This window comes from Rhodanobacter sp. Soil_C_14, from assembly GCF_057657335.1.
Genome location: NZ_JBDGIQ010000002.1, coordinates 113,655 through 136,985 on the forward strand (window position 1 = coordinate 113,655; position 23,331 = coordinate 136,985).

The 23,331-nt window shown below is 68.6% G+C and carries 19 protein-coding genes; 4 read left to right on the top strand and 15 right to left on the bottom strand.

Features of this window, described 5'->3' with window-relative positions; all coding sequences use genetic code 11:
* Positions 1 to 13: 13 nt before the first annotated feature.
* The 4 genes from AC3A56_RS06070 to AC3A56_RS06085 all read right to left on the bottom strand — a co-directional run bounded on the left by AC3A56_RS06070 (position 14) and on the right by AC3A56_RS06085 (position 4,786).
* Complete coding sequence (locus AC3A56_RS06070; protein ID WP_487769696.1) at positions 14 to 1,342, bottom strand: ABC transporter permease; 1,329 nt, start codon at positions 1,340 to 1,342, stop codon at positions 14 to 16.
* Between the two features lie 10 nt (positions 1,343 to 1,352).
* The gene (locus tag AC3A56_RS06075; protein ID WP_487769697.1) at positions 1,353 to 2,513 is read right to left on the bottom strand and encodes an ABC transporter permease; all 1,161 of its coding nucleotides are present in this window, start codon (positions 2,511 to 2,513) and stop codon (positions 1,353 to 1,355) included.
* A 250-nt stretch (positions 2,514 to 2,763) separates the two neighbouring features.
* The gene (locus AC3A56_RS06080) at positions 2,764 to 3,453 is read right to left on the bottom strand and encodes an ABC transporter ATP-binding protein (RefSeq protein ID WP_204110546.1); all 690 of its coding nucleotides are present in this window, start codon (positions 3,451 to 3,453) and stop codon (positions 2,764 to 2,766) included.
* Between the two features lie 67 nt (positions 3,454 to 3,520).
* Positions 3,521 to 4,786: an efflux RND transporter periplasmic adaptor subunit gene (locus AC3A56_RS06085; RefSeq protein WP_487769698.1), complete on the bottom strand. Its 1,266-nt coding sequence runs from the start codon at positions 4,784 to 4,786 to the stop codon at positions 3,521 to 3,523.
* A gap of 189 nt (positions 4,787 to 4,975) precedes the next feature.
* On the opposite strand from AC3A56_RS06085, the gene AC3A56_RS06090 reads away from it, so the two are divergent.
* The 3 genes from AC3A56_RS06090 to AC3A56_RS06100 all read left to right on the top strand — a co-directional run bounded on the left by AC3A56_RS06090 (position 4,976) and on the right by AC3A56_RS06100 (position 7,786).
* Entirely contained in the window at positions 4,976 to 5,662 is a 687-nt protein-coding gene (locus AC3A56_RS06090) for a fumarylacetoacetate hydrolase family protein (protein WP_487769699.1), read from the top strand.
* Positions 5,663 to 5,739: 77 nt separating this feature from the next.
* A complete protein-coding gene (gene mscL, locus AC3A56_RS06095; RefSeq protein ID WP_204110543.1) occupies positions 5,740 to 6,153 on the top strand; it encodes a large-conductance mechanosensitive channel protein MscL in 414 nt (137 codons plus the stop codon).
* 196 nt (positions 6,154 to 6,349) lie between these two features.
* Positions 6,350 to 7,786 carry a M20/M25/M40 family metallo-hydrolase gene (locus tag AC3A56_RS06100; RefSeq protein ID WP_487769700.1) on the top strand — a complete coding sequence of 479 codons (1,437 nt, stop codon included), beginning with the start codon at positions 6,350 to 6,352 and terminating at the stop codon, positions 7,784 to 7,786.
* A 136-nt stretch (positions 7,787 to 7,922) separates the two neighbouring features.
* Here AC3A56_RS06100 and AC3A56_RS06105 read toward each other — a convergent pair whose 3' ends face one another.
* From AC3A56_RS06105 to AC3A56_RS06120, 4 genes are all read right to left on the bottom strand, one after another.
* On the bottom strand, positions 7,923 to 8,312 hold the full coding sequence (locus AC3A56_RS06105; RefSeq protein WP_487769701.1) for a hypothetical protein: 390 nt from the start codon (positions 8,310 to 8,312) through the stop codon (positions 7,923 to 7,925).
* A 116-nt stretch (positions 8,313 to 8,428) separates the two neighbouring features.
* Entirely contained in the window at positions 8,429 to 11,554 is a 3,126-nt protein-coding gene (locus AC3A56_RS06110) for an efflux RND transporter permease subunit (RefSeq protein ID WP_487769702.1), read from the bottom strand.
* Between the two features lie 4 nt (positions 11,555 to 11,558).
* Complete coding sequence (locus tag AC3A56_RS06115) at positions 11,559 to 12,671, bottom strand: efflux RND transporter periplasmic adaptor subunit (RefSeq protein ID WP_487769703.1); 1,113 nt, start codon at positions 12,669 to 12,671, stop codon at positions 11,559 to 11,561.
* Positions 12,672 to 12,878: 207 nt separating this feature from the next.
* Positions 12,879 to 13,334, bottom strand: a complete 456-nt coding sequence (locus tag AC3A56_RS06120) for a MarR family winged helix-turn-helix transcriptional regulator (RefSeq protein WP_487769704.1) — start codon at positions 13,332 to 13,334, stop codon at positions 12,879 to 12,881.
* Between the two features lie 71 nt (positions 13,335 to 13,405).
* Between AC3A56_RS06120 and AC3A56_RS06125 the strand changes: the two genes are divergently transcribed.
* Positions 13,406 to 13,924 (top strand): O-acetyl-ADP-ribose deacetylase, encoded by a 519-nt coding sequence (locus AC3A56_RS06125; RefSeq protein ID WP_487769705.1) that lies wholly within the window; start codon positions 13,406 to 13,408, stop codon positions 13,922 to 13,924.
* Between the two features lie 32 nt (positions 13,925 to 13,956).
* Here the strand turns inward: AC3A56_RS06125 and AC3A56_RS06130 are convergent, their stop codons facing one another.
* The 7 genes from AC3A56_RS06130 to AC3A56_RS06160 form a co-directional block, all read right to left on the bottom strand.
* Entirely contained in the window at positions 13,957 to 15,657 is a 1,701-nt protein-coding gene (locus AC3A56_RS06130; RefSeq protein WP_487769706.1) for a BatD family protein, read from the bottom strand.
* Positions 15,654 to 17,546: a tetratricopeptide repeat protein gene (locus tag AC3A56_RS06135; protein ID WP_487769707.1), complete on the bottom strand. Its 1,893-nt coding sequence runs from the start codon at positions 17,544 to 17,546 to the stop codon at positions 15,654 to 15,656. Before AC3A56_RS06135 ends, AC3A56_RS06130 begins: the two co-directional genes overlap by 4 nt.
* Positions 17,543 to 18,529, bottom strand: a complete 987-nt coding sequence (locus tag AC3A56_RS06140; protein WP_487769708.1) for a VWA domain-containing protein — start codon at positions 18,527 to 18,529, stop codon at positions 17,543 to 17,545. The genes AC3A56_RS06135 and AC3A56_RS06140 overlap by 4 nt, the downstream gene beginning before the upstream one ends.
* Entirely contained in the window at positions 18,522 to 19,028 is a 507-nt protein-coding gene (locus AC3A56_RS06145) for a DUF4381 domain-containing protein (protein ID WP_487769709.1), read from the bottom strand. The genes AC3A56_RS06140 and AC3A56_RS06145 overlap by 8 nt, the downstream gene beginning before the upstream one ends.
* Positions 19,025 to 19,960 (bottom strand): DUF58 domain-containing protein, encoded by a 936-nt coding sequence (locus tag AC3A56_RS06150; protein WP_487769710.1) that lies wholly within the window; start codon positions 19,958 to 19,960, stop codon positions 19,025 to 19,027. Before AC3A56_RS06150 ends, AC3A56_RS06145 begins: the two co-directional genes overlap by 4 nt.
* Positions 19,957 to 20,952: an AAA family ATPase gene (locus tag AC3A56_RS06155; RefSeq protein ID WP_487769711.1), complete on the bottom strand. Its 996-nt coding sequence runs from the start codon at positions 20,950 to 20,952 to the stop codon at positions 19,957 to 19,959. The genes AC3A56_RS06150 and AC3A56_RS06155 overlap by 4 nt, the downstream gene beginning before the upstream one ends.
* Before the next feature lie 179 nt (positions 20,953 to 21,131).
* Positions 21,132 to 23,291, bottom strand: coding sequence for a type IV pilus secretin PilQ (locus AC3A56_RS06160; RefSeq protein ID WP_487769712.1), 2,160 nt, complete (start codon positions 23,289 to 23,291; stop codon positions 21,132 to 21,134).
* Between the last annotated feature and the right edge of the window lie 40 nt (positions 23,292 to 23,331).

Here is a 23,331-nt window from a genome sequence, read left to right on the forward strand (position 1 = left end):
CTGCGGTTTGCGTTTACAGCTCGCGTAGCGCGGTGGTCACCGGCAAGCGCGCGGCGCGGACGGCGGGGAACAGGCCGCCGATGAAGCCGATCGCCAGCGCCCATTTCAGGCCGCTCCACAGCAGTGCCGGGGTGACGCTGAACTCGAAGCTGAGCTTGCCCACCGAACCGGCGGCCAGCGTGGAGGCGGTGTAGCCGTTGAAGATCAGCCACGCCAGGGCGCCGCCGAGCAGGCCGCCGATCAGCGCCAGCAGCATCGTTTCCAGCATGATCGCCACCACCACCGGCGTGCCGCGGAAACCGATCGCGCGCAGCGTGGCGATTTCGCGGGCGCGGGCGGCGACGGCGGCGAACATGCAGTTGAGCGCGCCGAAGATCGCACCGATCGCCATGATCACGCCGACCGTGATGCCGATGCCCTGGATCATCTTGCTGGTGCCTTCGGACTGCTTGCTGAAGTAGTCGAGGGTGGTGTCGACGTCGACCTTCAGGCGCGGGTCGGCTTCGAGCGAGGCCTTGAACGCTTCGAAGCCGTTCGGGTCGGCCAGCTTCAGCGTCACCGAGTTGCGGCTGCCGCCGCGGCGATAGACATCGGCGACCACGTTGGCGTCGGCCCACAGCTCCGAATCCAGCGCATCGCCGGAGGCGAACTGGCCGACCACGGTCCACAGCTGGTTGCCCAGCTTCACCTGGTGGCCGACCTCGAGGCCGGCGAATTCGCGCTGGGCGCCCTGCCCCACCATCAGCTCATGCATGCCGGGCTTGAACTTGCGCCCGGCGACGACCTTGACGTTCGGCCGCACCGTCCATGCCTCGTCGCCGATGCCGCGCAGTTGCACGCTGCCGACGTCGTCTTCGGTGCCGCCCTTCAGCTGCAGGTTCGCGGCGACCACGATCTCCGGCGAGGCGATCGGCTTGTCCTGGGCGTCGCGGGCGATGCCGGCGACCTGCGGAATCACCACCACGTTGTCGCGCTCCAGCACCGACATCACTTCCGACGCGGAGGCACCGCGCATCACGATGGCGGTGTCGGTGCTGCCGGTCTTGCGCAGCGTTTCGCTGTAGCCCTCGCCCATCGCCAGCAAGGCCACCAGCACGCCGACCACGCCGGCAATGCCGATCACGATCACCGAGGAGGAACCCAGCCGCTGGCGCAAGGTGCTGACGCCGACTGCCGTGACCGAGGATGCCTGGCGGCCCTGTCGGGTCAGCGCCATCCACAGTGCGAACAGCACGGCAAGCCCCAGCACCGCCGGCCATGGCAGGCGCACCCATATGCCCAGCGTGACCACCAGCGCAACGACCAGGCCCAGGCCGATCATGAAATTTCCGAACTTGTTCATGGTGATCTCCTCAGCGGCCGGCCAGTGCATCGACAATGTTCAGGCGCATCGCGCGCACCGCGGGTATCACTCCCACCACCAGGCCGATGGCGGCCATCAGCACGATGCCGAGCACCCAGTTGCCCGCACCGACCGGCGGCAGGCCGAGCCCGCTGCCGGCCGCCACCACAGGAATCAGCGCGGTGGCGATGCCCAGCCCGATCACCCCGCCGATCAGCAACAGCAGCACGGATTCGGCCAGCACCATGCCGAGCACGCTGGTGCTGGAGAAGCCGATCGTCTTCAGCACCGCCAGTTCGGACGTCCGTTCGCGCACGGCCATCATCATGGTGTTGCCCGACAGCAGCATCAGGGTGAAGAACACCGCGCCCATGATCGAGCTGACGATCAGGCCGATGTCGGCCATCTGCTTGATCCAGTTCGCCGCGGCGGCCTGTTCGGTCTGCGTGCGGGTCTCGTGGTCGGAGTTGGCCGAGATCGCGTCGATCGCCTTGGCCACGCGATCGGCCTGGTTCACGTCGCTGACGCGGCTGACGTACCAGCCCACCGCGCCCCGGTTGTAGGGCGTGCTGTCGTCGAAGTATTTCCAATGCAGCAGGATCAGCTGCTTGAACATGCCGCCGGCGTTCTTGTCCTTCGGATGCAGGATGCCCACGATGTCGAACGACCAGTTCTTGCTGCCGTCATGGGTCGGGAAGATGGTGGACTGCAGCGGCAGCTTGTCGCCGACCTTCCAGTGGTACTTCGCCGCGAGGTCCTCGCCGACCAGCACGCCGGTGCGGGTCTCGTCGAACGCCTTGCGCTGCGCCGCCGGCACCTCGACCTCGGGGAACAGGTCGATGTAGTTCGGGCTCACCGCGAAGCTGAAGATCTGGTTGTGCGGGTCCTGGTAGGCACCGCCGAACCAGTTCGCATAGGCCACCGCCTTGACCCCGGGCACCTTGCCGATCGGCAGCTCCAGCGACGACGGCAGGGTCTGGATGAAGGACAGCTTCGAGCCGGTCTGCAGGCGTTCGGCGCCATTGGCGCTCTTGCCCGCCTGGTCGAACGAGGTGCGCACCGCGTCGAGCATGCCGAACAGCAGGAACGCGGCGATGATCGAGACCAGGGTGAGGAAGGTGCGGGTCTTGCGCCGGAACAGCGCGGCCCAGATCAGGTGGAGATATTTCATGACGGAATCCTCTGCGGATCACGGTGCTGCCACGTCGGCACGGCGACGCGGAAGCCGGAGAAGTGCGCGTAAAGCCCCCTCCCCTGTTTACAGGGGAGGGTTGGGGTGGGGTCGCTCTTGATCGCAAGGTCAAAAGCCTTACCCCCTCCCAACCTCCCCCTGCAAGCAGGGGGAGGGGCAAAGCCGCTGCGCTCCCTCCCCTGCATCGCAGGGGAGGGCCGGGGTGGGGTCGCTCTTCGCCGCAAGCCCATCACACCAGCGCTCCCTGCTCGACCAACGTGCCCTTGTCCAGATGCAGCGTATGGCTGGCGTATTCGGCCGCCTTCGGATCATGGGTGACCATCACGATGGTCTTGCCATGCTCGCGGTTGAGCTGCTGCAGCAGGCCGAGCACGTCTTCGGCGGACTGGCGGTCGAGGTCGCCGGTGGGCTCGTCGCAGACCAGCAGCTCGGGATCGGAGACGATCGCGCGGGCGATCGCCACGCGCTGCTGCTGGCCGCCGGAGAGTTCGCTCGGCTTGTGGCTGGCGCGATCGGCGAGGCCGACCAGTTGCAACGCGATCGCCGCGTTCTTCCGGCGCTGCGACGCCGACAGCTTGGTCAGCAGCAGCGGCAGTTCGACATTGCGCTGCGCCGACAGCATCGGCATCAGGTTGTAGAACTGGAAGATGAAGCCCACGTTCGACGCACGCCACTTCGCCAGCGCGCCGCCACCGAGCTGATCGATGCGCTGGCCGCCCACGCTGATGCTGCCCGCGCTTGGCGTATCGAGCCCGCCGATCAGGTTGAGCAAGGTGGTCTTGCCGGAACCGGACGGGCCCATCAGGGCCAGGAAGTCGCCCTCGGCGATCGCCAGGTTGACGTGGTGCAACACCTCGACCTTCTGCTTGCCGCGCTCATAGGTCTTGGCCAGGTTCTGGATATCGATCAGGGTGCCCATGCTGTTTCTCCGAAGGCTTCGTGACGGTCGCGACGGAGGCCGCCGCAAGAGGACATCTGTTCATGACTCATGGCGTGGCCGCTTTCGTCTGGACGGCCGAACCGTCGTGCAGGTCGGCGGGCGGGGCCAGCACCACGCTGTCGCCCGGCTTCACCGCGGCCGGCAGCAGGCGCAACTCGCCCTGGGCCTGCGCCGCGGGACTGACGGTGCGCTGGCGCACTGCGCCGCCGTCGACCACGAACACCACGCTGCGGCCGTTGCGCTGCACGATCGCCGTGGCCGGCACCAGCACGCCTTGCGGGACCTGCGCGGCAGCATCCGGCCGCTCTTCCAGGAAGGACACCCGCACGCCCATGTCGGGAACCACGCGTGCATCCTTCTGTTCCAGCGCCACGCGCACCTTGATGGTGGCCTTGCCACGATCGGCGGTGGGCACGATGGCGACCACGCGGGCGGGAATCTTCCAGTCCGGGTAGGCATCCAGCACGGCTTCGGCCGACATGCCCGGCTTGACCCGGCCGATATAGGCCTCGTTGACGTCCACGTCCACTTCCAGCGAACTCATGTCGACGATGGTGCCGACGCCGGTGCGGGTGAAGCCGCCACCGGCGGACAGCGGCGAGATGATCTCGCCCACCTGCGCGTCCTTGGTGGTGACCACGCCGCTGAACGGCGCGCGCACCACGCAGTAGTCGAAATTGACCTGGGCCACGGCGGCCTGCGCATCGGCGGACTTGGCCTGCTGGCGCTGCGCGCCGAGCTGGGCACGCAGGCTGTCCACCTGGGTCTGCGCCTGCTCGGCACTCTGCTTCGAGACCAGCCCGCGACCGACCAGCGACTGCAGCCGCCGCGCATCAGCCACGCCCTGGGCCAGTTGCGCCTGGTACTGGGCGACCTGCGCATGCGCCGCGTCGGCCTGGGCCCGGGCCGCGGCGAGGTTGGCCCGGTAGCCGCTGTCGTCCAGACGCGCCAGCACCTGGCCCTGCTTCACGTGGTCGCCTTCCTCGATCAGCACCGCGGTCAGCGTGCCGGTGATCTGGGCGGACACGGTGGCCTGGCGACGGGCGGTGACGTAACCGGTGGCCTGCAGCACGGCGCCGGCGCCGCTGTCCGCACTGGCCGCCACCGCCGTCGCGGTCTGCACCGGCACGGCGCGATGGCCCAGCCAGAACCAGCCGGCACCGCCGAGCAGCACGACCAGGGCCAGCCCGGCGGCCACGATCCACGGCCAGCGGACGCCGCCACCGCCGTGTTCCTCGCGTTGATGGCGCTCGATGCGCAGTTCCTTCAGCAGCTCGGTGTTGTCCACATCCACTCCCGCGTTCCAGGCCATGTTTCCGATGAGACAAAGCTTGAACGACACGCCGGGGCGTCGCCATGAGCCGGCATCAATCATCGGACGTGACAGCTGTCATCCGCCCCACTGTCTGTCGACGAACGGGACCGTGGCGGATCGACAGCCCGACGCCCGCGCCTGCTCCGCAGCCTGCGCCGGCAGGGCCGCCTTTGCTACGCTTGCCGCATGACCTACGCCATCGCCGCTCCCGCCGTCCCCAGCCTGCCGATCATCGGCAGCGACCAGCGCTTTCCGATCCGCCGCGTGTTCTGCATCGGCCGCAACTACGCCGAGCACGCCCGCGAGATGGGCGCGGTGGTGGACAAGTCCGCCCCGATGTTCTTCTGCAAGCCGGCCGACGCGGTGGTCAGCGACGGTGCGGATGTGCCGTATCCCTCGATGACGACGGAGCTGCACCACGAAGTGGAAATGGTGGTGGCGCTGGCCGCCGGTGGCCGCGACATCGCCCCGGAACAGGCGGGCTCGCTGATCTTCGGCTATGGCGTGGGTCTGGACCTGACCCGCCGCGACCTGCAGGCGCAGGCCAAGGCGAAGGGCCATCCGTGGGACGTGGCCAAGGCCTTCGATCATTCCGCACCGGTGTCCGCATTGCGCCCGGCGCACGAGGCGGCACTGGACGACGACAGCGTGCTGCGGCTTACCGTCAACGGCGAGCTGCGCCAGCAGACCCGGCTGGGCGAGATGGTGCACGGCGTGCCGCAGATCATCGCGGCGCTGTCCACCCTGTTCGAACTGAAGCCAGGCGACCTGATCTTCACCGGCACACCCGCGGGTGTCGCCGCCCTGCAGCGGGGCGACCGCTTTCACGCCGAACTGGTCGGCGTGGCAGCACTCGACGGGCGCATCGCGTGATCGGCGGCAACCCCTGAACCCGGCAGGTTGCGCTACATTCGACCGGCCAATCGGCCAAATCAAGGGAGTACCAGACAATGAGCATGCTCAGCGAGTTCAAGGCCTTTGCCATGCGCGGCAACGTCATCGACCTGGCGGTCGGCGTGGTCATCGGCGGCGCGTTCGGCAAGATCGTCAGCTCCCTGGTCGACCAGATCATCATGCCGCCGATCGGCTGGCTCACCGGTGGCATCGACTTCAGCCAGCTCAAGTGGGTGCTCAAGCCGGCCGACGCCAGCGACCCGGCGCACAAGGTGGCCGAGGTGGCGATCCAGTATGGCGCCTTCATCAACACGCTGATCCAGTTCATCATCATCGCGTTCGCGATCTTCATGGTGATCAAGGCGATCAACCGGCTCAGCCGCAAGCAGGAAGAAGCGCCGGCCGCCCCACCCGCCGACGTGGCGCTGCTGACCGAGATCCGCGATCTGTTGAAGAACCGGCCGGGTTGAAGAGCGGGGGACGGCCAGCTTCGTAGGGCGGGCACTGCACGCCGGCTCCTGCCGACGTGGCCAAGCAAGGGCGGCGGACAATGTCCGCCCTACGGCGCTGCTCCGTTCCTGTTCCCCGTTCCCCACCCATGACTTCTGGCCTAAGCGCCGCCTGACCTGAGCGCCATAATCGGGGTTTCCTCCGCGGAGTCTCCCGATGCGCCGTCTTCCCCTCACCCTGCTCGCCGCCAGCCTGCTGCTGGCCAGCGGCATCGCCAGCGCCGCCAACACCACGATTCCCGCCACGGCCGTAAAGACGGCCGAACAGTTGCGCGACAAGGCGATGCACGACGACACCGGCTACCGCATCGTCACGTCGCTGACCACCGAAGTCGGCCCGCGCCTGGCCGGCAGCGAGGCCGACCAGCGCGGCGTGGACTGGGCGGTGGCCAAGTTCAAGGCGCTGGGCTTCGACAAGGTCTACACCGAGGCGGTCACCTACCCGAAGTGGGTGCGCCGCAGCGAACACGGCGCGATCGTGTCGCCGTTCCCGCAGCCGATGGTGCTGACCGCGCTGGGCTATTCGCCGGGCACGCCCAAGGGCGGGCTCACCGCGCAGGTGGTGAAGTTCGACAGCCTCGACGCGCTCAAGGCCGCCGACCCGGCCACGATCAAGGGCAGGATCGTGTTCGTCGACTACCGCATGCAGCGCTACCGGGACGGCCACGACTACGGCGTCGGTTCGCCGATCCGCACCCAGGGTCCGGTGGTGGCGCAGGCCAAGGGCGCCGTCGGCTACCTGCTGCGCACCGCCGGCACCGACCCGCACAGCCGCACGCCGAACACCGGCGTGACCGGCTTCCGCGATCCGGCCAAGGCGATCCCCGCCGCCGCGATATCCAACCCCGACGCCGACCAGCTCGCACGCGTGCTCGCCTACGGCAAGCCGGTGACGGTCAGGCTCGACCTCGACTGCGGCATCGAGGGTGAATACACCGGCGCCAACGTGATCGGCGAGGTCACCGGCGCCAAGCATCCCGACCAGGTGGTCGCGATCGGCGGCCATCTGGATTCGTGGGACCCGGGTACCGGCGCGATCGACGACGCCGCCGGCGTGGCCATCGCGATGGCTGCCGGCAAGCTGATCCACGACCTGCCGCAGCGCCCTGATCGCACCATCCGGGTGATCGCCTTCGCCAACGAGGAAATGGGCCTGTGGGGCGGCCGCGCCTATGCCGAGAAGCACGCGGACGAAGTGGCGAAATTCCAGCTCGGCACCGAATCGGACTTCGGCGCGGGCAAGGTCTGGCGGATGAGCGCCAGCGTCAAGCCCGAAGCGCGCGGCGCCATCGAACAGATCGCCAAGGTGCTGGCGCCGATCAGCGTGGCCTACGACGCCAAGCGCCCCGGCGGCGGCGGTTCGGACCTGTCGCAGATGCACGGCAAGGGCATGGCCGCACTGTCGCTGACCCAGGACGGCACCAAATATTTCGACTGGCACCACACCGCCGCCGACACTCTGGACAAGATCGATCCGAAGGAACTGGCCCAGAACGTGGCGGTATACGCTGCGTTCTCGTACATGGCCGCCCAGGCGGACGGCGACTTCGGTTCCGCGCCCGGTGCATTCGCCAAAGACGGCGCCGGCGAGTAGCTCTGCCTTGCTCCCTCCCCTGCAACGCAGGGGAGGGCTGGGGTGGGGTTGCTCTTCCCGCAGAATCAAACATCAAAAGCGAACCCCCTCTCCAACCCTCCCCCTGCGTTGCAGGGGGAGGGAGCAGGAGCGTCGCCTACTTCGCGTAATACGCTCCCGAAGCCACCAGCGGTTCGGGCACGCAGAACGTCTTCGGCCGCACCGCGATCGCGATCGGCACCAGCACCTGTTTCTCCACGCCGCCCACGCTGGCGCACGATGCATCCGCCGGCAGCTGGTAGTGGATGATCCGCACCGTGTACTGCGGACAGACGTCCGAACAGGGATGCTCGGCCACCACCGGCACGCCGCGGTAGCTGCCCAGAACCACGGTCGTGTGCATCAGGCTGGCCTTGTCCCACGGCTTGGCAGCCTGTACCTGCAGCCCCGCGGCGTCCAGCTGGCCCGGCTCGCTGGCGCGAACGGCACAACCGGCGTTCAGCAGGGCAACGAAGGCGGCGGATACGAGGATGCTGTTGCGTGACATGGCATGACTCCCGTTGAAGGTCGCGGTGACCCTAGCGCAACCCGGGCGACGTTGTCGTGTAGATGCCGCCGCGCGCCCTTCACGGACGAGCGGGCGTGCGGGCCATATTCATCGCGTCAGCGCGATCCGTTCGGCAAGGCGGCGGCATCGACGTGCGGCTTGCGCCCGAAGCGCTGCTGCAGGTGATCCATGTAGATGTAGATCACCGGCGTCAGATACAGCGTGAGCACCTGCGAGAAGATCAGGCCGCCGACCACGGCCAGGCCCAGCGAGCGACGCACTTCGGCGCCGGCGCCGATGCTCAGCGCGATCGGCAGGGTGCCGGCCATCGCCGCCATGCTGGTCATCATGATCGGGCGGAAACGCACGCGGCAGGCCTCGAAGATCGCCTGCGCCGGCGGCATGCCTTCCTCGCGCTGCCGCTCCAGCGCGAAGTCGATCAGCATGATCGCGTTCTTCTTGACGATGCCGATCAGCATCACGATGCCGACGAAGGCGAACAGGTCCAGCGAGGCGTGGAAGATCACCAGGGTCAGCAGCGCGCCGACCGCCGCCGCCGGCAGGCCGGACAGGATGGTCAGCGGGTGGATGAAGCTTTCGTACAGGATGCCCAGCACCAGGTAGATCACGAACACCGCCAGCAGCAACAGCATGCCCATGCCCTGCAGGGATTGCTGGAACGCCTGCGCGGTGCCCTGCACGCTGCCGCTGATGGTCGCCGGCAGGCCCATCGTCTGCATCGCGCCGTCGATGCTGGCCACCGCGTCGCTGAGACTGACGCCCTGGGCAAGGTTGAACGACACCGTCACCGCCGGCAGCTGGCCCTGGTGATTCACGGTGAGCGCCTGCGGTTCGCGGCTGAAGCTGGCCACCGCGCTGAGCGGCACCAGCGCGCCGCTGCCCGAGGTGACGTACAGCTGCGACAGCACCGAGGGATCGTCCTGCAGCTTGCGCTCGACCTGCAGGATCACCCAGTGCTGGGTCGACGAGCCATAGATGGTGGAAACCTGGTTTTCGCCGAAGCCGATGCCCAGCGCGGTCTGCACCTGGGCCATGGTGAGACCGAGCGGCGCCAGCTTGGCGCGGTCGACCTTGACCACGATCGAGGGGCTGTTGAGGTCCAGGTCGTTGGTGACGTCCTCGAAGCCCGGCAAGGCGGCGAACGCGCGGGTGACCCGACCGCTCCAGTCGTACAGCGCCGGCATGTCGATCGACTGCAAGGTGTACTGGTACTGCGCCTTGGACTGGCGCCCGCCGATGCGGATCGCCGGCGTGTTCTGGATATAGGCGCGGATGCCGGTGACCGCCGCCAGCTTCCGGCGCAACTCGGCGGTGATCCCGTCCACGTCCAGCTTGCGCTGGTTCGCCGGCTTCAGCAGCAGCAGGATCGAGCCGTTGTTGACCGTGCTGCGCGAGCCGCCGGCGCCGATGCTGGACATGTAGCCGGCGATGTTCGGGTCCGCCGCCACGATGTCGACCAGCTTCTGCTGTCGCGCCAGCATGCCGTCGAAGGACACATCCTCCGGCCCCTCGGTGTTGACGTGCAGGGTGCCGTTGTCGCCGGCCGGGATGAAATCCTTCGGCGCCACGTAGAACAGCAGGGCGGTGGCCAGCAGGCTGAGGCCGAACGCGGCCAGCACCAGCCGCGGCCGGTCCATGCACCAGCGCAGGCTGTCGCCATAGCCGCGTTGCACCGCGTTGAAACCGCGATCGAAGCCGCCGACCAGCCAGTTCTTCCTGCTCCTGTCGGCATCGCCGTGGCCGTGCGCCTTGACGAAGCGGCTGCACAGCATCGGCGTCAGCGTGATCGCCACGATGCCGGAAATCAGGATCGCCACGCTGATCACGATCGCGAATTCGTGGAACAGCCGGCCCACGATGCCGCCCATGAACATCACCGGGATGAACACCGCGATCAGCGACAGCGTCATCGAGAAGATGGTGAAGCCGATCTCGCCGGCACCCTGCAGCGCGGCCTCGTAGGGCGGCACGCCGGCTTCCATGTGACGAACGATGTTCTCCAGCATCACGATCGCGTCGTCGACCACGAAACCGACCGCCAGGGTCAACGCCAGCAGCGAGAGATTGTCGAGGCTGTAGCCCAGCGCGTACATCACGCCGAACGTGCCCAGCACCGAGATCGGCAGGGCCACCGCGGGGATCAGCGTGGCCGACAGGCTGCCCAGGAACAGGTAGATCACGAACACCACCAGCGCGCCGGCCAGCAGCAGGGTGAACTGCACGTCGTCGACCGAGGCGCGGATCGACTGCGAGCGGTCATACAGCGTTTCCAGTTTCACCGACGGCGGCAGGCTGGCGCGGAAGCTTGGCAGCACGGCCTTGATCCGGTCCACCGTGGCCACCGTGTTCGCGCCGGGCTGACGCTGGATCGCCAGCACGATCGCGCGGGTGCCGTTGTACGAGCTGGACTTCTGGTCGTCCTGCACGCTGTCGCGCGCCACGCCGATGTCGCCCACGTGCACCGGCGCGCCGTTGCGATACGCGACCACCACGTCGTTGTACGCGGCGGCGCGCTGCAGCTGGCCGTCGCTGCGGATCGGCAGCTGCTGGCGCGATCCGTACAGCGAGCCGGTGGACTGGTTGACGTTGGCGTCGGCGATCGCGTTCTGCACCTGGTCGATGCCGATGCCGGCGGCGGCGAGCCGGTCCGGGTCCACGCTGATCCGCACCGCGTACTTCTGCGAGCCGTACACGCTGACCTGGGCCACGCCATCGATCATCGACAGCTGCTGCGCCAGTTCGGTCTCGGCGTATTCGTCGACCTGGGTCAGCGGCATCGTCGAGGAACTCATCGCCAGGTACAGGATCGCCGAGTCGGCCGGATTGACCTTGCGGAAGGTCGGCGGCGTGGTCATCTCCTTCGGCAACTGGCGCAACGCGGAGGAAATCGCCGACTGCACGTCCTGCGCCGCCGCGTCGATGTTGCGATCGAGCTCGAAGGTCAGCGTGATCGAGGTGGAACCCAGCGCGCTGGTCGAGCTCATCGAACTGATCCCGGCGATCGTCGACAGCTTGCCTTCCAGCGGCGTGGCCACCGCCGAGGCCATCGTCTCCGGCGACGCCCCGGGCAGGCTGGCGCTGATGCTGATGGTGGGGAAGTCGACGTTCGGCAGCTCGTTCACCGGCAATTGCGGATAGGCGACCAGGCCGAACACCAGCAGCGCCGTCATCAGCAGCGTGGTCATCACCGGGCGGCGGATGCAGAGCTCCGGGATATTCATGGCTTCAGCCCCGCTTGGCGGTGGCAGCGCTGCCGTCGACCAGCAGCATCTGGCCTTCGGTCACCACCTTCTCGCCGGCCTTCAGGCCCTTGTCGATCACCGTGCGCCCCGCGCTGGTCGGCCCGGTGGTGACGGTGCGCTGCTGCACCTTGCCGTCGGCGCCGAGCACGAACACGAAGCTGCCGTTGGTCGAACTCTGCAGCGCATGCACCGGCACGCTGACCACGTTGGTCAGCCGCGTGGTCGGCAGCATCACCTGCACGAACTGGCCCGGGGTGAGCCGGTGCTCGGCGTTGTCGAAGCGCGCCTTCAGCACGATGGTGCCGGTGCTGGTGTCGACCGCGTTGTCGATGAAGTCCAGCGCGCCGGTCAGCGGCGCGGCCTGATCGCCCGAGATCGCCACCTGCACCTCGAGCGCAGCGTTCTGCCGCGCGGCGCGCACGGCCGGCAGGCCGTCCTGGGGAATGTTGAACGCCACGCGCACCGGCTCGACCTGGTTGAGCAGCACGATGTCGGTGCTGTCGGCGCTGATCTGCGCGCCGGGATAGACCAGCGGCGCGCCCGCGATGCCGTCGAACGGCGCCACGATCCGCGCATAGTCGAGCTGGGTCTGCGCCAGTTCCTGCGCGGCGCGATCGGTCTGCAGGTTGGCCTTGGCCACGGCGAGGTTGGCCTGGTACAGGTCGTAGTCGGCCCTGGAGACGAAGCCCTTGCCCAGCATGTCGGCATAGCGCCGCTGGTCGGCCTCGGCCTTTTGCAACAGCGCCTGGTCACGCGACACGTTGCCACGCGCCTGGTCCAGCTGCGCCTTCAGCAGGGCCGGGTCGATCTGCGCCAGCACGCTGCCCTTGCGCACCAGCGCGCCGGGCGTGAACGACAGCGACTGCAACTGGCCCGACACCCGTGCGCGCAAGGTCACCGTCGACCACGGCTCGACGCGACCGACCAGCTTCAACGACAACTCGATGTCACCCTGCGTGACCGTCGCCACTTCCACCGGCACCGCCGCGGGCGCGCGAACCGGGTCGGCTCCGCCTCCACCGCCGCGCCCGAAGTGGACGGCGACAGCGACCACCAGCAGGGCGGCCAGCACGAGGACGATTTTTTTCCAGGACATGCGCGGTGGATTCTCGATCTTCTTGCCTGATGCGACGACGGCGGATCGCTCGGTGGCGAAGCGGGTCACTGGCCGATGCTGGCGCAGCCACGGTTCAACGCGGCAGCGCGCCTGCGGTTGACCCCGCGGGGGCGGGACACCGCCCACTATGCCCCGCATGACGCAAGTCATGACCGCGACTGATGGCACTGGTCAGCCGCGGGATGATCAATCGTCGGCGCCGGGGCCTTGTTCCAGTGCCTGCAGGTTTTCCTTGATCTGGCCGATCACCGCCAGCGCCTTCTTCAACTCGTCGTGGTCGATGCCGCGGGTGGCGTCCCGGCGCAGCTCCCGCGCGATCACCTCCATGTCGCCCACGATCACCTTGGCCTGGTCGGTGACGTACAGGCGCCATGCGCGGCGATCCTTCGGGTCGGGCCGGCGCTCGACGAAGCCGGCGGCTTGCAGGCGATCGATCACGCGGCCCACCGCAATCGGTTCCATTTCCAGAAACTCGGCCAGCTCGTTTTGCCGCAGGCCCTCGCGGTGGTACAACATCTTGGTGGCACGCCACTGGGCGCGGGTCAAACCGAATTTCACCGCGCGACGATCGAAGTGCTTGCGGAACAGCAAGGTTACGTCGCTGAGCAGGTAACCAAAGGAAATGTCTTCCGTTTTCGCCATGATGCGTTGCTACCCCAGCGCGCCAGAATGCCTGCCTGAAGCATAGGGCAAGCCGCCCATTGCGCGAAGTCATGCCGATCAGCACCCTCCACGCCGACATCACCCGCCTCGACGTCGACGCCATCGTCAACGCGGCCAACCCCGGCCTGCTCGGTGGCGGCGGTGTCGACGGCGCGATCCATCGCGCCGCCGGTCCCGGCCTGCTGGCTGTTTGCCGCGTGCTTCCCCAGTCCGCTCCCGGCGTGCGCTGCCCCACCGGCGAGGCACGCATCACGCCGGGCTTCGATTTGCCTGCGCGTCACGTGATCCACACGGTGGGACCGGTCTGGCATGGCGGCCACCACGACGAAGCGCGCTTGCTGGGCCAGTGCTATCGCAACGCACTGCGCCTGCTGCGCGAACGGGAACTGCGGACGATCGCCTTTCCCGCGATCAGCTGCGGCGTCTACGGCTACCCGCCCGAACTCGCCGCCACGGTGGCGGTGCGCACGCTGCGCGAGGAGCTGGCCGACGACGGCGGCATCGACGTCACGTTGTGCTGCTTCAGCGAGGCGATGCGCGCGGTGTTCGCACAGGCGCTTGCCACCTAGGGAACCGCCCTCGCCGCGCGGTGCCGGAACGCTCAGTCCAGCTTGAACGGATACAACGGCGCCAGCCCGGAATCCTTGCCTGCCGCACCCGCCGCACGCCACGCGAAGCCGCGTCTGAATGCCTCGGCCAGGTTCGCGTCGGGCTCCGGCACGGCGGCGCCGGCGTAATGTCGCCGCTGCAGCGCGGCGATCGCCGCATGCTGACGCGGATCATCCAGCGCCGCCGACAGATCGCCCAGATGCTGGATCGCGGGACGTTCCGCCCGCGCCCACGCCAGCAGACCGCGCGCCTGCGCCGCCGGGTCGCTGCCGCGTGCGGCGGCCAGGAACGCCAGCTGGGCATTTCGGGCGGACGACCGCGCGGGCGCGACCGGCGTCGCCGCCTCACCGGAACGGCGGCGACGCCACCACCAGACCGCCAGGCTGAGCACCCACAGGCCGAAACTGGCCAGCGCGACCCAGCGCCACGGCGTGCTCGCCGCCGCGTCCGTCGAGCCGGTGGCCACAGTGTGATCGCCCGTCACCGCCGCCGTGGATGCCGCTGCTGCCGGTGGCGTGGCTGGCGCGCCCACGGCGGGCAGCACGTCGATCGTATGGGCGGGTATCCGCGCCACTTCCATCTTGTCGCTGACCACGTTCCACCACTTCAGCGTGGTGGCGGGAATGGTCAGCGGACCGGCGCGTTCGGGCACGATCGCGAACGACTGCTGGCGCCGGCCGGTGACCCATTCGCCGTCCTGGCGATTGCCGCTCACCGGCTTGTCCGGGTAGACGGTGGCGCCATCCAGCGGCGGCAGGCTCAGCGCCGGCAGGGCTTCCTGCGACAGTCCGGTGGCCTGCAGATTCATCGTGAGGTTGAACGGCTGGCCGACCCGCGGCGCGGCGTCCTGCGCGGTGGGCCAGCCATCCAGGCTCAGGCTCAGTTCGCGCGCGGGCAGCCATGCGCTGCCGCCGAAGTCCGCTGGCGCCGCCTTCACGTCGAGGGTCTGCGCCGGGGCGCTGGCGCTGACCGGCACGGTGGCGCCGAAGAAACTGTCCGGGTCGCTCGGATCGGCCGCCTGGCCTTCGAAATCGACCGGCGGAATTTCCACCTTGCCGGCATGTTGCGGCGTCACCGCGTAGCGCTGTTCGAGCACGTGATAGCTGCGGCCGCCGCGCTCGGTGTCGTAGTTGAGGCCCTTGCCCAGCGGCGCGATTTCCACGCCGGCGACCTGCGGCGGCTGCGGCGCGTCACCACCGATGCGGGCGGCGTAATACAGCCGCGTGACGTAGGTGAACTGCTGGCCGACATAGCCCTGCGCCGGGTTGATCTGCGATTCCATGAACACGTCTTTCGACGAGGCGCTGGCCGCATTCGGATCGGGCGCCGTCACCGTGAGTTGCAGCGGCGTGGTCTGGCTGCCGGCCACGCTCAGCGCGGGAATCTGCAGCACGCCGGTGTGCCGCGGGCGCAGCGCGATGCCGAAGGTCAGCTCGGCGCTGGCCTTGCCGTTGACCATGCTGTAACTGCTGTTCTGCGAGCTGCCGAGGATCTGGAAATCCCGGTTCAACGCGCCCAGGTCGGGCGCGGCGACACCCATGCCCTGGCCGTTGACCCGCACGTTGAGCGTCACCGTCTCGCCCAGCTGGACATCGTTTCGATCCAGCGTGGCGGAGACGTCGCCGGCCAGTGCCAGCGCCGGCAGCAAGGCCAGCGCCAGCAGGCATCCGCCGATGAACTTTCGCAGGGTCACGGCTCTCCATCCTCGTTCGTGGCGCCACCGTGGCGCTGCTGGTACTCGAGCTGAAACTTGCGCCGCAACAGCGCGCCGGGATCGTCCGGCACGCGCTGCAGCGCGTGGCGCAGATCCGCCGGCAGCTTCGCCTGCGGATCATCCTTGGCCAGCGCGCCGAGCTGGTGGCCGTCCTTGTTCTTGTCCCCGGCCTGCCGGGCCAGCGCCTCGTCCATCTGCTGTTTCAACGCCTGCTGCGCACGTTCGGCCTGCGCCTTCTGTTCGGCCTGTTCCTGCGCGGTCTGTGGCTTGGTCTGGTTCTCGCCTTCCTTGCCGGACGGGTCCTGCGACGAGTCGCGCTTGCCGCTCTCGTCCTGCGGCTGGTCGCCCTTGCCGGCTTGTCCGGACGGCTGATCCTGGCCCTCGCCGTCTTTCTGCTGGCCCTGCGAACCCTGCTGGCCAGCCTTGCCCTGCTCGCCCGCCGACGACTGGTTCTTCTTGCCGTCGTGGCCTTCGTGTTCCTTCTGGTCCTGCGGCGACTGCTGCTGTTGCTGGCGCAGCCAGTCCTCGACCGCCTGCCGGTTCGCCTTGGCGTCGGCGTTGGCCGGATCGCGTTTCAGGGCTTCGTCATAGGCGGCGATCGCCTGCTTGTATTCGCCCTGCTTCGCCAGCGCATTGCCCAGGTTGTAGGCACCGTCGCTGCCGGGAACCTCGTGCAGGGATTGCGCCGCCGCCTGGTAGTCGCCGGCACGATAGGCGGCGGCGCCGCGCCAGGCCGGATCGCGGGCCAGCTGCAGGGCGCGCTTCGCGTCGCCCTGGCGCAGGGCCTGCGCCGCCTGCTGGTCGGGGCGCTGCCACAGGTCCTTCCAGCTGGTGGCCGAAGCGGTGCCGGGCAACAACGGCAACACCAGCAGCGGCACGACCAGCAACCAGCCACGACGGAACGCCATCGCGGCGATCAGCAACAGCGGCAGCAGCAACCACGGACCGCGATCCTGCCACTCATCGCCGACCTGGCCTTCGGCCAGGGTCGCGCGGGTGTGGCGCAACTCGCCGTGCAGGGCGTCGATGTCGGCCTGGTCGGCGCTCATCACCACGTAGCGTCCACCGCCGGCGGCGGCCAGTGCGCCGAGCGAGGCATCATCGCGGCGCGACAGCACCATGTTGCCGCCCGCGTCGCGCAGGAAGCCGCCATCCGGCGAGGGCACCGGACCGCCGGCGGGCGTGCCCACGCCGAGCACCGAGACGTGCACACCCGCGGCGTTTGCCTTGCGCGCCGCCGCCTGCGCCACCGCATCGGCCTGGTCGGTGATCAGCACCAGCGAACCACCGCCGGCCTTGCCATCGTGGATCAGCGTCACGCTCCGTTCGATCGCGGCGGCGGCGTTGTCGCCATCCACCGGCATGGTGTCGGGCGCCATCGCGTCGAGCAGGTCATCCAGGCTGTGTGCATCGGCGGTCAACGGCGCCACCACGAAGGCTTCGCCCGCGTAACCGACCAGCGCGTTCAGACCGTCCCGGTTTGCGCGCAGCAGGTCGCGCGCCTTGTAGCGCGCGCGATCCAGCCGGCTGGGCGCGACGTCACGGGCCAGCATGTGCTGCGACAACGAGATCGCCACCACCTGCGCCGGGCGGCTGGCATACAGGGGTTGTTCGATGCGGCTCCAGGTCGGTCCGGCCAGGGCCAGCGCAGCCAGCGTCCAGGCCAGCGCGAACAGCCACACCGGCAGATGCGCGTGGCGGGCACGCCCGCGCAAAAGATGCGGCAGCAGGGCTGCATCGACCAGGTGCGACAACGCAACCTGTCCGCCATCGCGGCGCGTGCCGAACCAGCCGATCAGCGGCAACGCCAGCAGGCCGAGCAGCCAGTCCGGCCGGAGGAAATGGAACTGCTGCAGCAACTCGTTCATGCCGTCCGCTCCGGCACGCGCGAGAAGCGCTGCGCCAGCACCACCAGCAACAGCAGCACGATGGCCGCCAGCAACGGCCAGCGGAACAACTCATGACGCGGGCGCAGCGCCGGGCCATGCTGCGGCATCGGCTCCAGCGCATCGATCGCCCGGTATGCTGCGGCCAGTTCGCTGCTGTCGGTGGCGCGGAAGAAGCGGCCGCCGGTCTGCGTGGCGATGTCGGTGAGCATGTCGGCGTCGAGGTCGGCCGAAGGATTGACCAGCTGGCTGCCGAAGAAGCCGGGGATGCGCAGCCGCGTGGCGCCGATGCCGATCGTGTAGATCCGCACGCCGGCCGCCTTCGCGGCGCGGGCCGCATCGCGGGGCGCAATGCTGCCCGCGTTGTTGACGCCGTCGGTGAGCAGCACCAGCACGCGGGCCTGCTCGGGCAAGGCCGACAGGCGCTTGACCGCCACCGCGATGGCGTCGCCGATGGCCGTTTCGGTGCCGGCGAGCCCCACCGCCGCGCCCTGCAGCTGAGCGCGCACGGCGGAAAGGTCGTAGGTCAGCGGCGTGACCAGGAAGGCCTGGCTGCCGAACAGGATCAGGCCCATTTCGTCGCCGTTGCGGCGGGCGATGAAGTCGCCGGCGATCGCCTCGACCGCCGCGAAGCGATTGACCTGCTGTCCGGCCAGCTGCATGTCGCCGGTGCGCATGCTGCCGGACAGGTCCACCGCCAGCATCAGCGCTCGCCCGCTGCGCTGCTGGGCCTGCGGCGGACCCACCCATTGCGGTCGCGCCGCGGCCGCCAGCAGGCACAGCCAGGCCAGCGCCAGCAACCACGGCGTCAGTCCACTCGCACGCTTGCCGGCCACGCTGGCCAGCCGCACGCCAGGTTGCGGCAGATGCAATGCCTGGCCGGGCGCGACGGGATGCAGCCAGCGCCGCAGCAGCCACGGCAGCGGCAACAACACGATCACCCAGGGCCAGGCGAACTCAGCCATCGGCCTGCTCCGCGGACAGCGGTTTCCAGCGTCGCGGCTGCAGCGCCTGCTGCAGCCAGCGGCGCACGGCGGCAATCGCCGCGACGTGGTCGAATGCCGTCGGCGGTCGATAGAGGTGTTGCTCCAGCTCCGCCAGCTGCGCCATCGTCGCCGCATCCAGCGGCACCCGCGCGAGCGTGCGTTGCCAGTCCTCGCCACGCTGCCGGGTGGAGCGCGCATCGTGGCGACGCGCGACCCGGCGCAGCAGCTGATGCAGTCCGCTGACCAGTCGCGCCGCGTCGGCATCCCGATCGTATTGCGCGGCCATCCGCTCCAGTTCGCTCATCACCTCGCGCCGCCGACGCAGCACATCCCGATACTTGCGGGCGAACGCGACCGCCACCCCGATGAGCAGCAGCGCGATGACCGCGAGCGCCCACCAGCCCGGCGCCGGCGGCCACCACGCCGGCTCGGCGGGCAGATGGATGTCGCGCAGTTGCGGGCCGCCGGGCGCGATCATCGGGCGCCCCTCCGCGTGCCGAGCAAGCCGCTCACCGCATCGAAGGCATCCGCCGTGGTGTCGATGCTGCTGCAGCGCAGCCCCAGTGAACGGGCCAGTTCACCCAGTCGCGCCTGCCCGGCCCCCAGCGCACGCTGGAAATCGCCACGCTGTCGCTCGGACTGCAGCATCACCTCGCAGCGTTCGCCGGCATGCTCCAGCGGGTAACGACCCGGCGTCGCCGGCGCCAGTTCCAGCACGTCGGCTACCACCAGCACGCTGACCTGCGCATGGCGGCCCAGATCGAGCAGCCGCTTGCGTGCCGCATCGTCGCAACTGAAGCCGTCGCTGATCAGCAGCACGCGGCTGGCCCCGTGCAGGACGCGGCCGGCACGCGCCAGCGCATCGGAAAGCGGTTCGAGCCGATCCGGTACAGCGTGCGCATCCCATTCGACCATGGCGCCGCACACCGCCAGCGCACCGCGCGGGCCAGCCTGTGGCCGCACCAACTGGTCGGCGTGTCCGAACGCCATCACGCCGACGCGTTCGCCGGCGCGCACCGCGTACCAGGCCGCCGCCGCCGCGGCGCGCGCGGCCTGCACCGACTTGAAGCGCACGCGGGTGCCGAAACGCATGCTGGCGTGCGTGTCGAGCAGGATCAGCAGGCAGCCTTCGCGGTCCTCCTGGAACAGCTTGGTATGCAGCTTGCCGCTGCGCGCGGTCAGCCGCCAGTCGAGCCGACGCACGTCGTCGCCAGCCTGGTAGACCCGCGATTCCGCATAGTCCATGCCGCGGCCGTATAGACGGCTGGACTGCTGGCCGCTGCGGGCGGCACGGCTCAGCAAGGGCGCCAGCCGCACCTTGCCGACCCTGGCGCGCAAGGCGATCAGTTCGGACAGCGATACCCGGCTGAGTCCATCGCCGTCGGCGGCTCGGGAGACGACGGCGTTCACGGCAGCGGCACGAGATCCAGCAGGCGACCGATCACCTGGTCGGGCCGCACGCCTTCGGCCTCGGCCTCGTAGCTGAGCAGCACGCGATGGCGCAGCACTTCATGGGCAATCGCGTGCACATCCTCGGGCAGCACGTAATCGCGCCCCGACAACCATGCCTGGGCCCGCGAACAGCGATCCAGCGCGATGGTGGCCCGCGGGCTGCCGCCCCAGGCGATCCAGCGCTTCAATTCCGGCCCGTAGTGCCCGGCATCGCGGGTGGCCAGCACCAGCTGGGTCAGGTATTCCTCCAGCGCCGGCGCCATGTGCACCGCCATCGCCGCATCGCGTGCGGCGAACACGTCGGCCTGGCTCAACAGCGCGGGAGCAGCGGCCACCGGATGGGCCCGACGACTCGCCTGTTCACGGGCGAGCTTGAGGATCGCCAGCTCGGCGGCGGCATCGGGATAACCGATCGTCACATGCATCAGGAAGCGATCGAGCTGGGCCTCGGGCAAGGTGAACGTGCCTTCCTGCTCGATGGGATTCTGCGTCGCCATCACCATGAACAACTCGGGCAGCTGCCAGGTGCGACGACCGACGGTGATCTGCTGCTCGGCCATCGCCTCGAGCAGGGCCGATTGCACCTTGGCCGGCGCCCGGTTGATCTCGTCGGCGAGGACGATGTTGTGGAACAGCGGGCCGCGCTCGAATTCGAAGCTGCCCGATTGCGGACGGAAGACATCGGTGCCGGTGAGGTCTGCCGGCAACAGGTCGGGGGTGAACTGCACGCGGTGGAAGTCTGCCTCGATCCGCGCCGCGAGCGCCTTGACCGCGGTGGTCTTGGCCAGCCCGGGCGCGCCCTCGACCAGCAGGTGGCCGTCCGCCAACAGCGCCACCAGCAGGCATTGCACCAGATGCGGCTGGCCGATGATGCATTGCTGCAGATCGTCGCGCAGCTGCGCAAAGGAAGATTGCAGGTGGCTCGAAGGCCCGGTTTCGGGTGTATCCATGAGGCGTTCCGTGGTTTGAGGCGAAGGCGGCCTGATCGATGGGGCGACCTGACCGCAAGTTCGCTCGGCGTGCTACAGACCATCAACCATGCCGGAAATTCCATAGCCGGGCACATGCCAGCCGTCACGCATAAAAAAGAGGCGGCCGAAGCCGCCTCTTTTCGTGGTGCTGCCAGAACTTACTGCAAGGTGTCGCTGAGAATCCGCGGCGTCACGAAGATCAGCAGCTCGGCCTTGGTGTTGACCCGCGACGTGCTGCGGAACAGGGCACCGATGCCGGGGATGTCGCCCAGACCGGGCACCTTGGTGATGGTGTTGGACTTGTTGACCTCGTAGATGCCACCGAGGACGACGGTCTGGCCGTTGTCGACCAGGGCCGAGGTGTTCACTTCACGCGTGTCGATGGTCGGGATCTTGCCGCTTCCCGGGGCGTCGACGTAACCGGCCAGCGCATCCTTCTTGACGTTGATCATCAGGTAGACGCGGTTGTCGGCGGTGATCGTCGGGGTGACCTTCAGCTCCAGCACGGCGTCCTTGAACTGGACCGTGGCGGTGCCACTGCCGGCGCCGCCGCCGGCGCTGTTCTGGAAGGTCACGTAGCCGATTTCCTGACCCTGGCGGATGACCGCTTCCTGCTGGTTGGCGGTGATCACGCGGGGGCTGGAGATCACCTCGCCACGACCTTCGGTCTGGGCGGCGGAGAGTTCCAGGTCCAGCGCGTAGTTCGCGCCGAGGATGGCCAGGCCGAAGCTGCCGCCCTTCAGGGTGGTGGGCAGGTTCACGTTGAGGCCGCCGGAACCGACCGTGCCCGGAGCACTGTTGTCGCCGATCGCGCTGGGCACGCCGCTGCCGAGCTGCAGCACCTGGCCGCTGGGGTTGGTCTGCTTGCCGCTGATGCCGAACTTCGCGCCCAGTTCACGGGTGAAGTCGTCGGTGGCAACCACGATGCGCGATTCGATCAGCACCTGCTGCACCGGCTTGTCCAGCACCGCGATCAGCTCGCGCAACTGGCGGATCTTCTCCGGCGTGTCGTTGAGCAGCAGGGTGTTGGTACGCACGTCGAAGGAGACGCTGCCGCGGGGCGAGAGGAAGCCACGCTGGGTGTTGCTGCCGCTGCTGCTGCCGCCACCGCCCTGGCCCTGCTTGCTGCCGGTGGTGAGCAAGGTGGCGATGTCCGAAGCCTTGCCATAGCTGATCGGCACGTAGTCGGTCACCAGCTCGGCGGTGTCCTGCGCCTTCAGCTTCGCATCGGCCAGATCCTGTTCGTACTTGGCCAGCTCGGCCTGCGGGGCAACCCAGACCACGTTGCCGTTACGACGCTTGTCGAGGCTCTTGGCACGCAGGATCACGTCCAGCGCCTGATCCCACGGCACGTTGACCAGACGCAGGGTGACGCTGCCGCCGACGCTGTCCGAAGCGACCAGGTTGAGCCCGGAGATGTCCGCGATCAGCTGCAGAGCCGAGCGCACCGGGATGTCCTGGAAGTTGAAGGTGACGCGCTTGCCGTTGTAGCTCGGCTCCTGGTCGAGCTTGCCCAGCTGGGCCTGCTTGGCGTCGGCCTTCTTCGGCGCCACTTCGACCACGTACTGGTCGGCGGTCTGGTAGGCGGACGTTTCCACGTTGCCCTTGACCGCGATCTCCATGCGCGCACCGCCACCGTTGCCGGTACGGGTGACGATCGACTGCACCGGCGTGGCGAAGTCGAGCGTGTCGAGGCGCTGGGCCAGGTTGGCCGGCAGGTTGGCGTGATCGATGGTGACCAGCACCTTGTCGCCGCTGCGGGTCATTTCGGCATTGGCGCCGCTGCCGCTGAAGTTGATCAGCACGCGACCTTCGCCGTTGGGGCCACGACGGAAGTCGATGTTGGAGATGGCCGGACCGTTCGACGAGGAAGGCAGGGCCTTGGTCGGGTCGATCGTGGCGGCGGTGGTCACCGCCTGGTCGGCGCTGCCGTTGTTCACGGTCAGGATCAGGCTGCTGCCGTCGATCCGCGAGCGGTAGCTCGACTCACGCATCAGTTCCACCACGACGCGGGTGCGACCGCCAGCGGACACGGCGGACACGCCCGAGGTCGAGCCCTTGCCGATGTCCAGATGGCGCGGCGCCGCGTTGTCGGTGTCGGCGAAGTCCACCGCGATGCGCGGCGGGTTGCCGGTCGTGAAGATCTTCGGATCCGGCACCGGGCCATTGCCGAAGTCCATGTGCAACTCCACGCTGCCACCGGGCAGTGCGTCGTAGCTGATGTTCTTCAGCGTGGTGGTGGCTGCCATCGCAGCGCTGGTCCAGGTGGCGCCAGCGATCAGCAGGCCCATCAGCATGTAACGGCTTGCATGGCGCATGACACGGCCCCGCACGGATTGGATTTGGTTGCTCATTGCA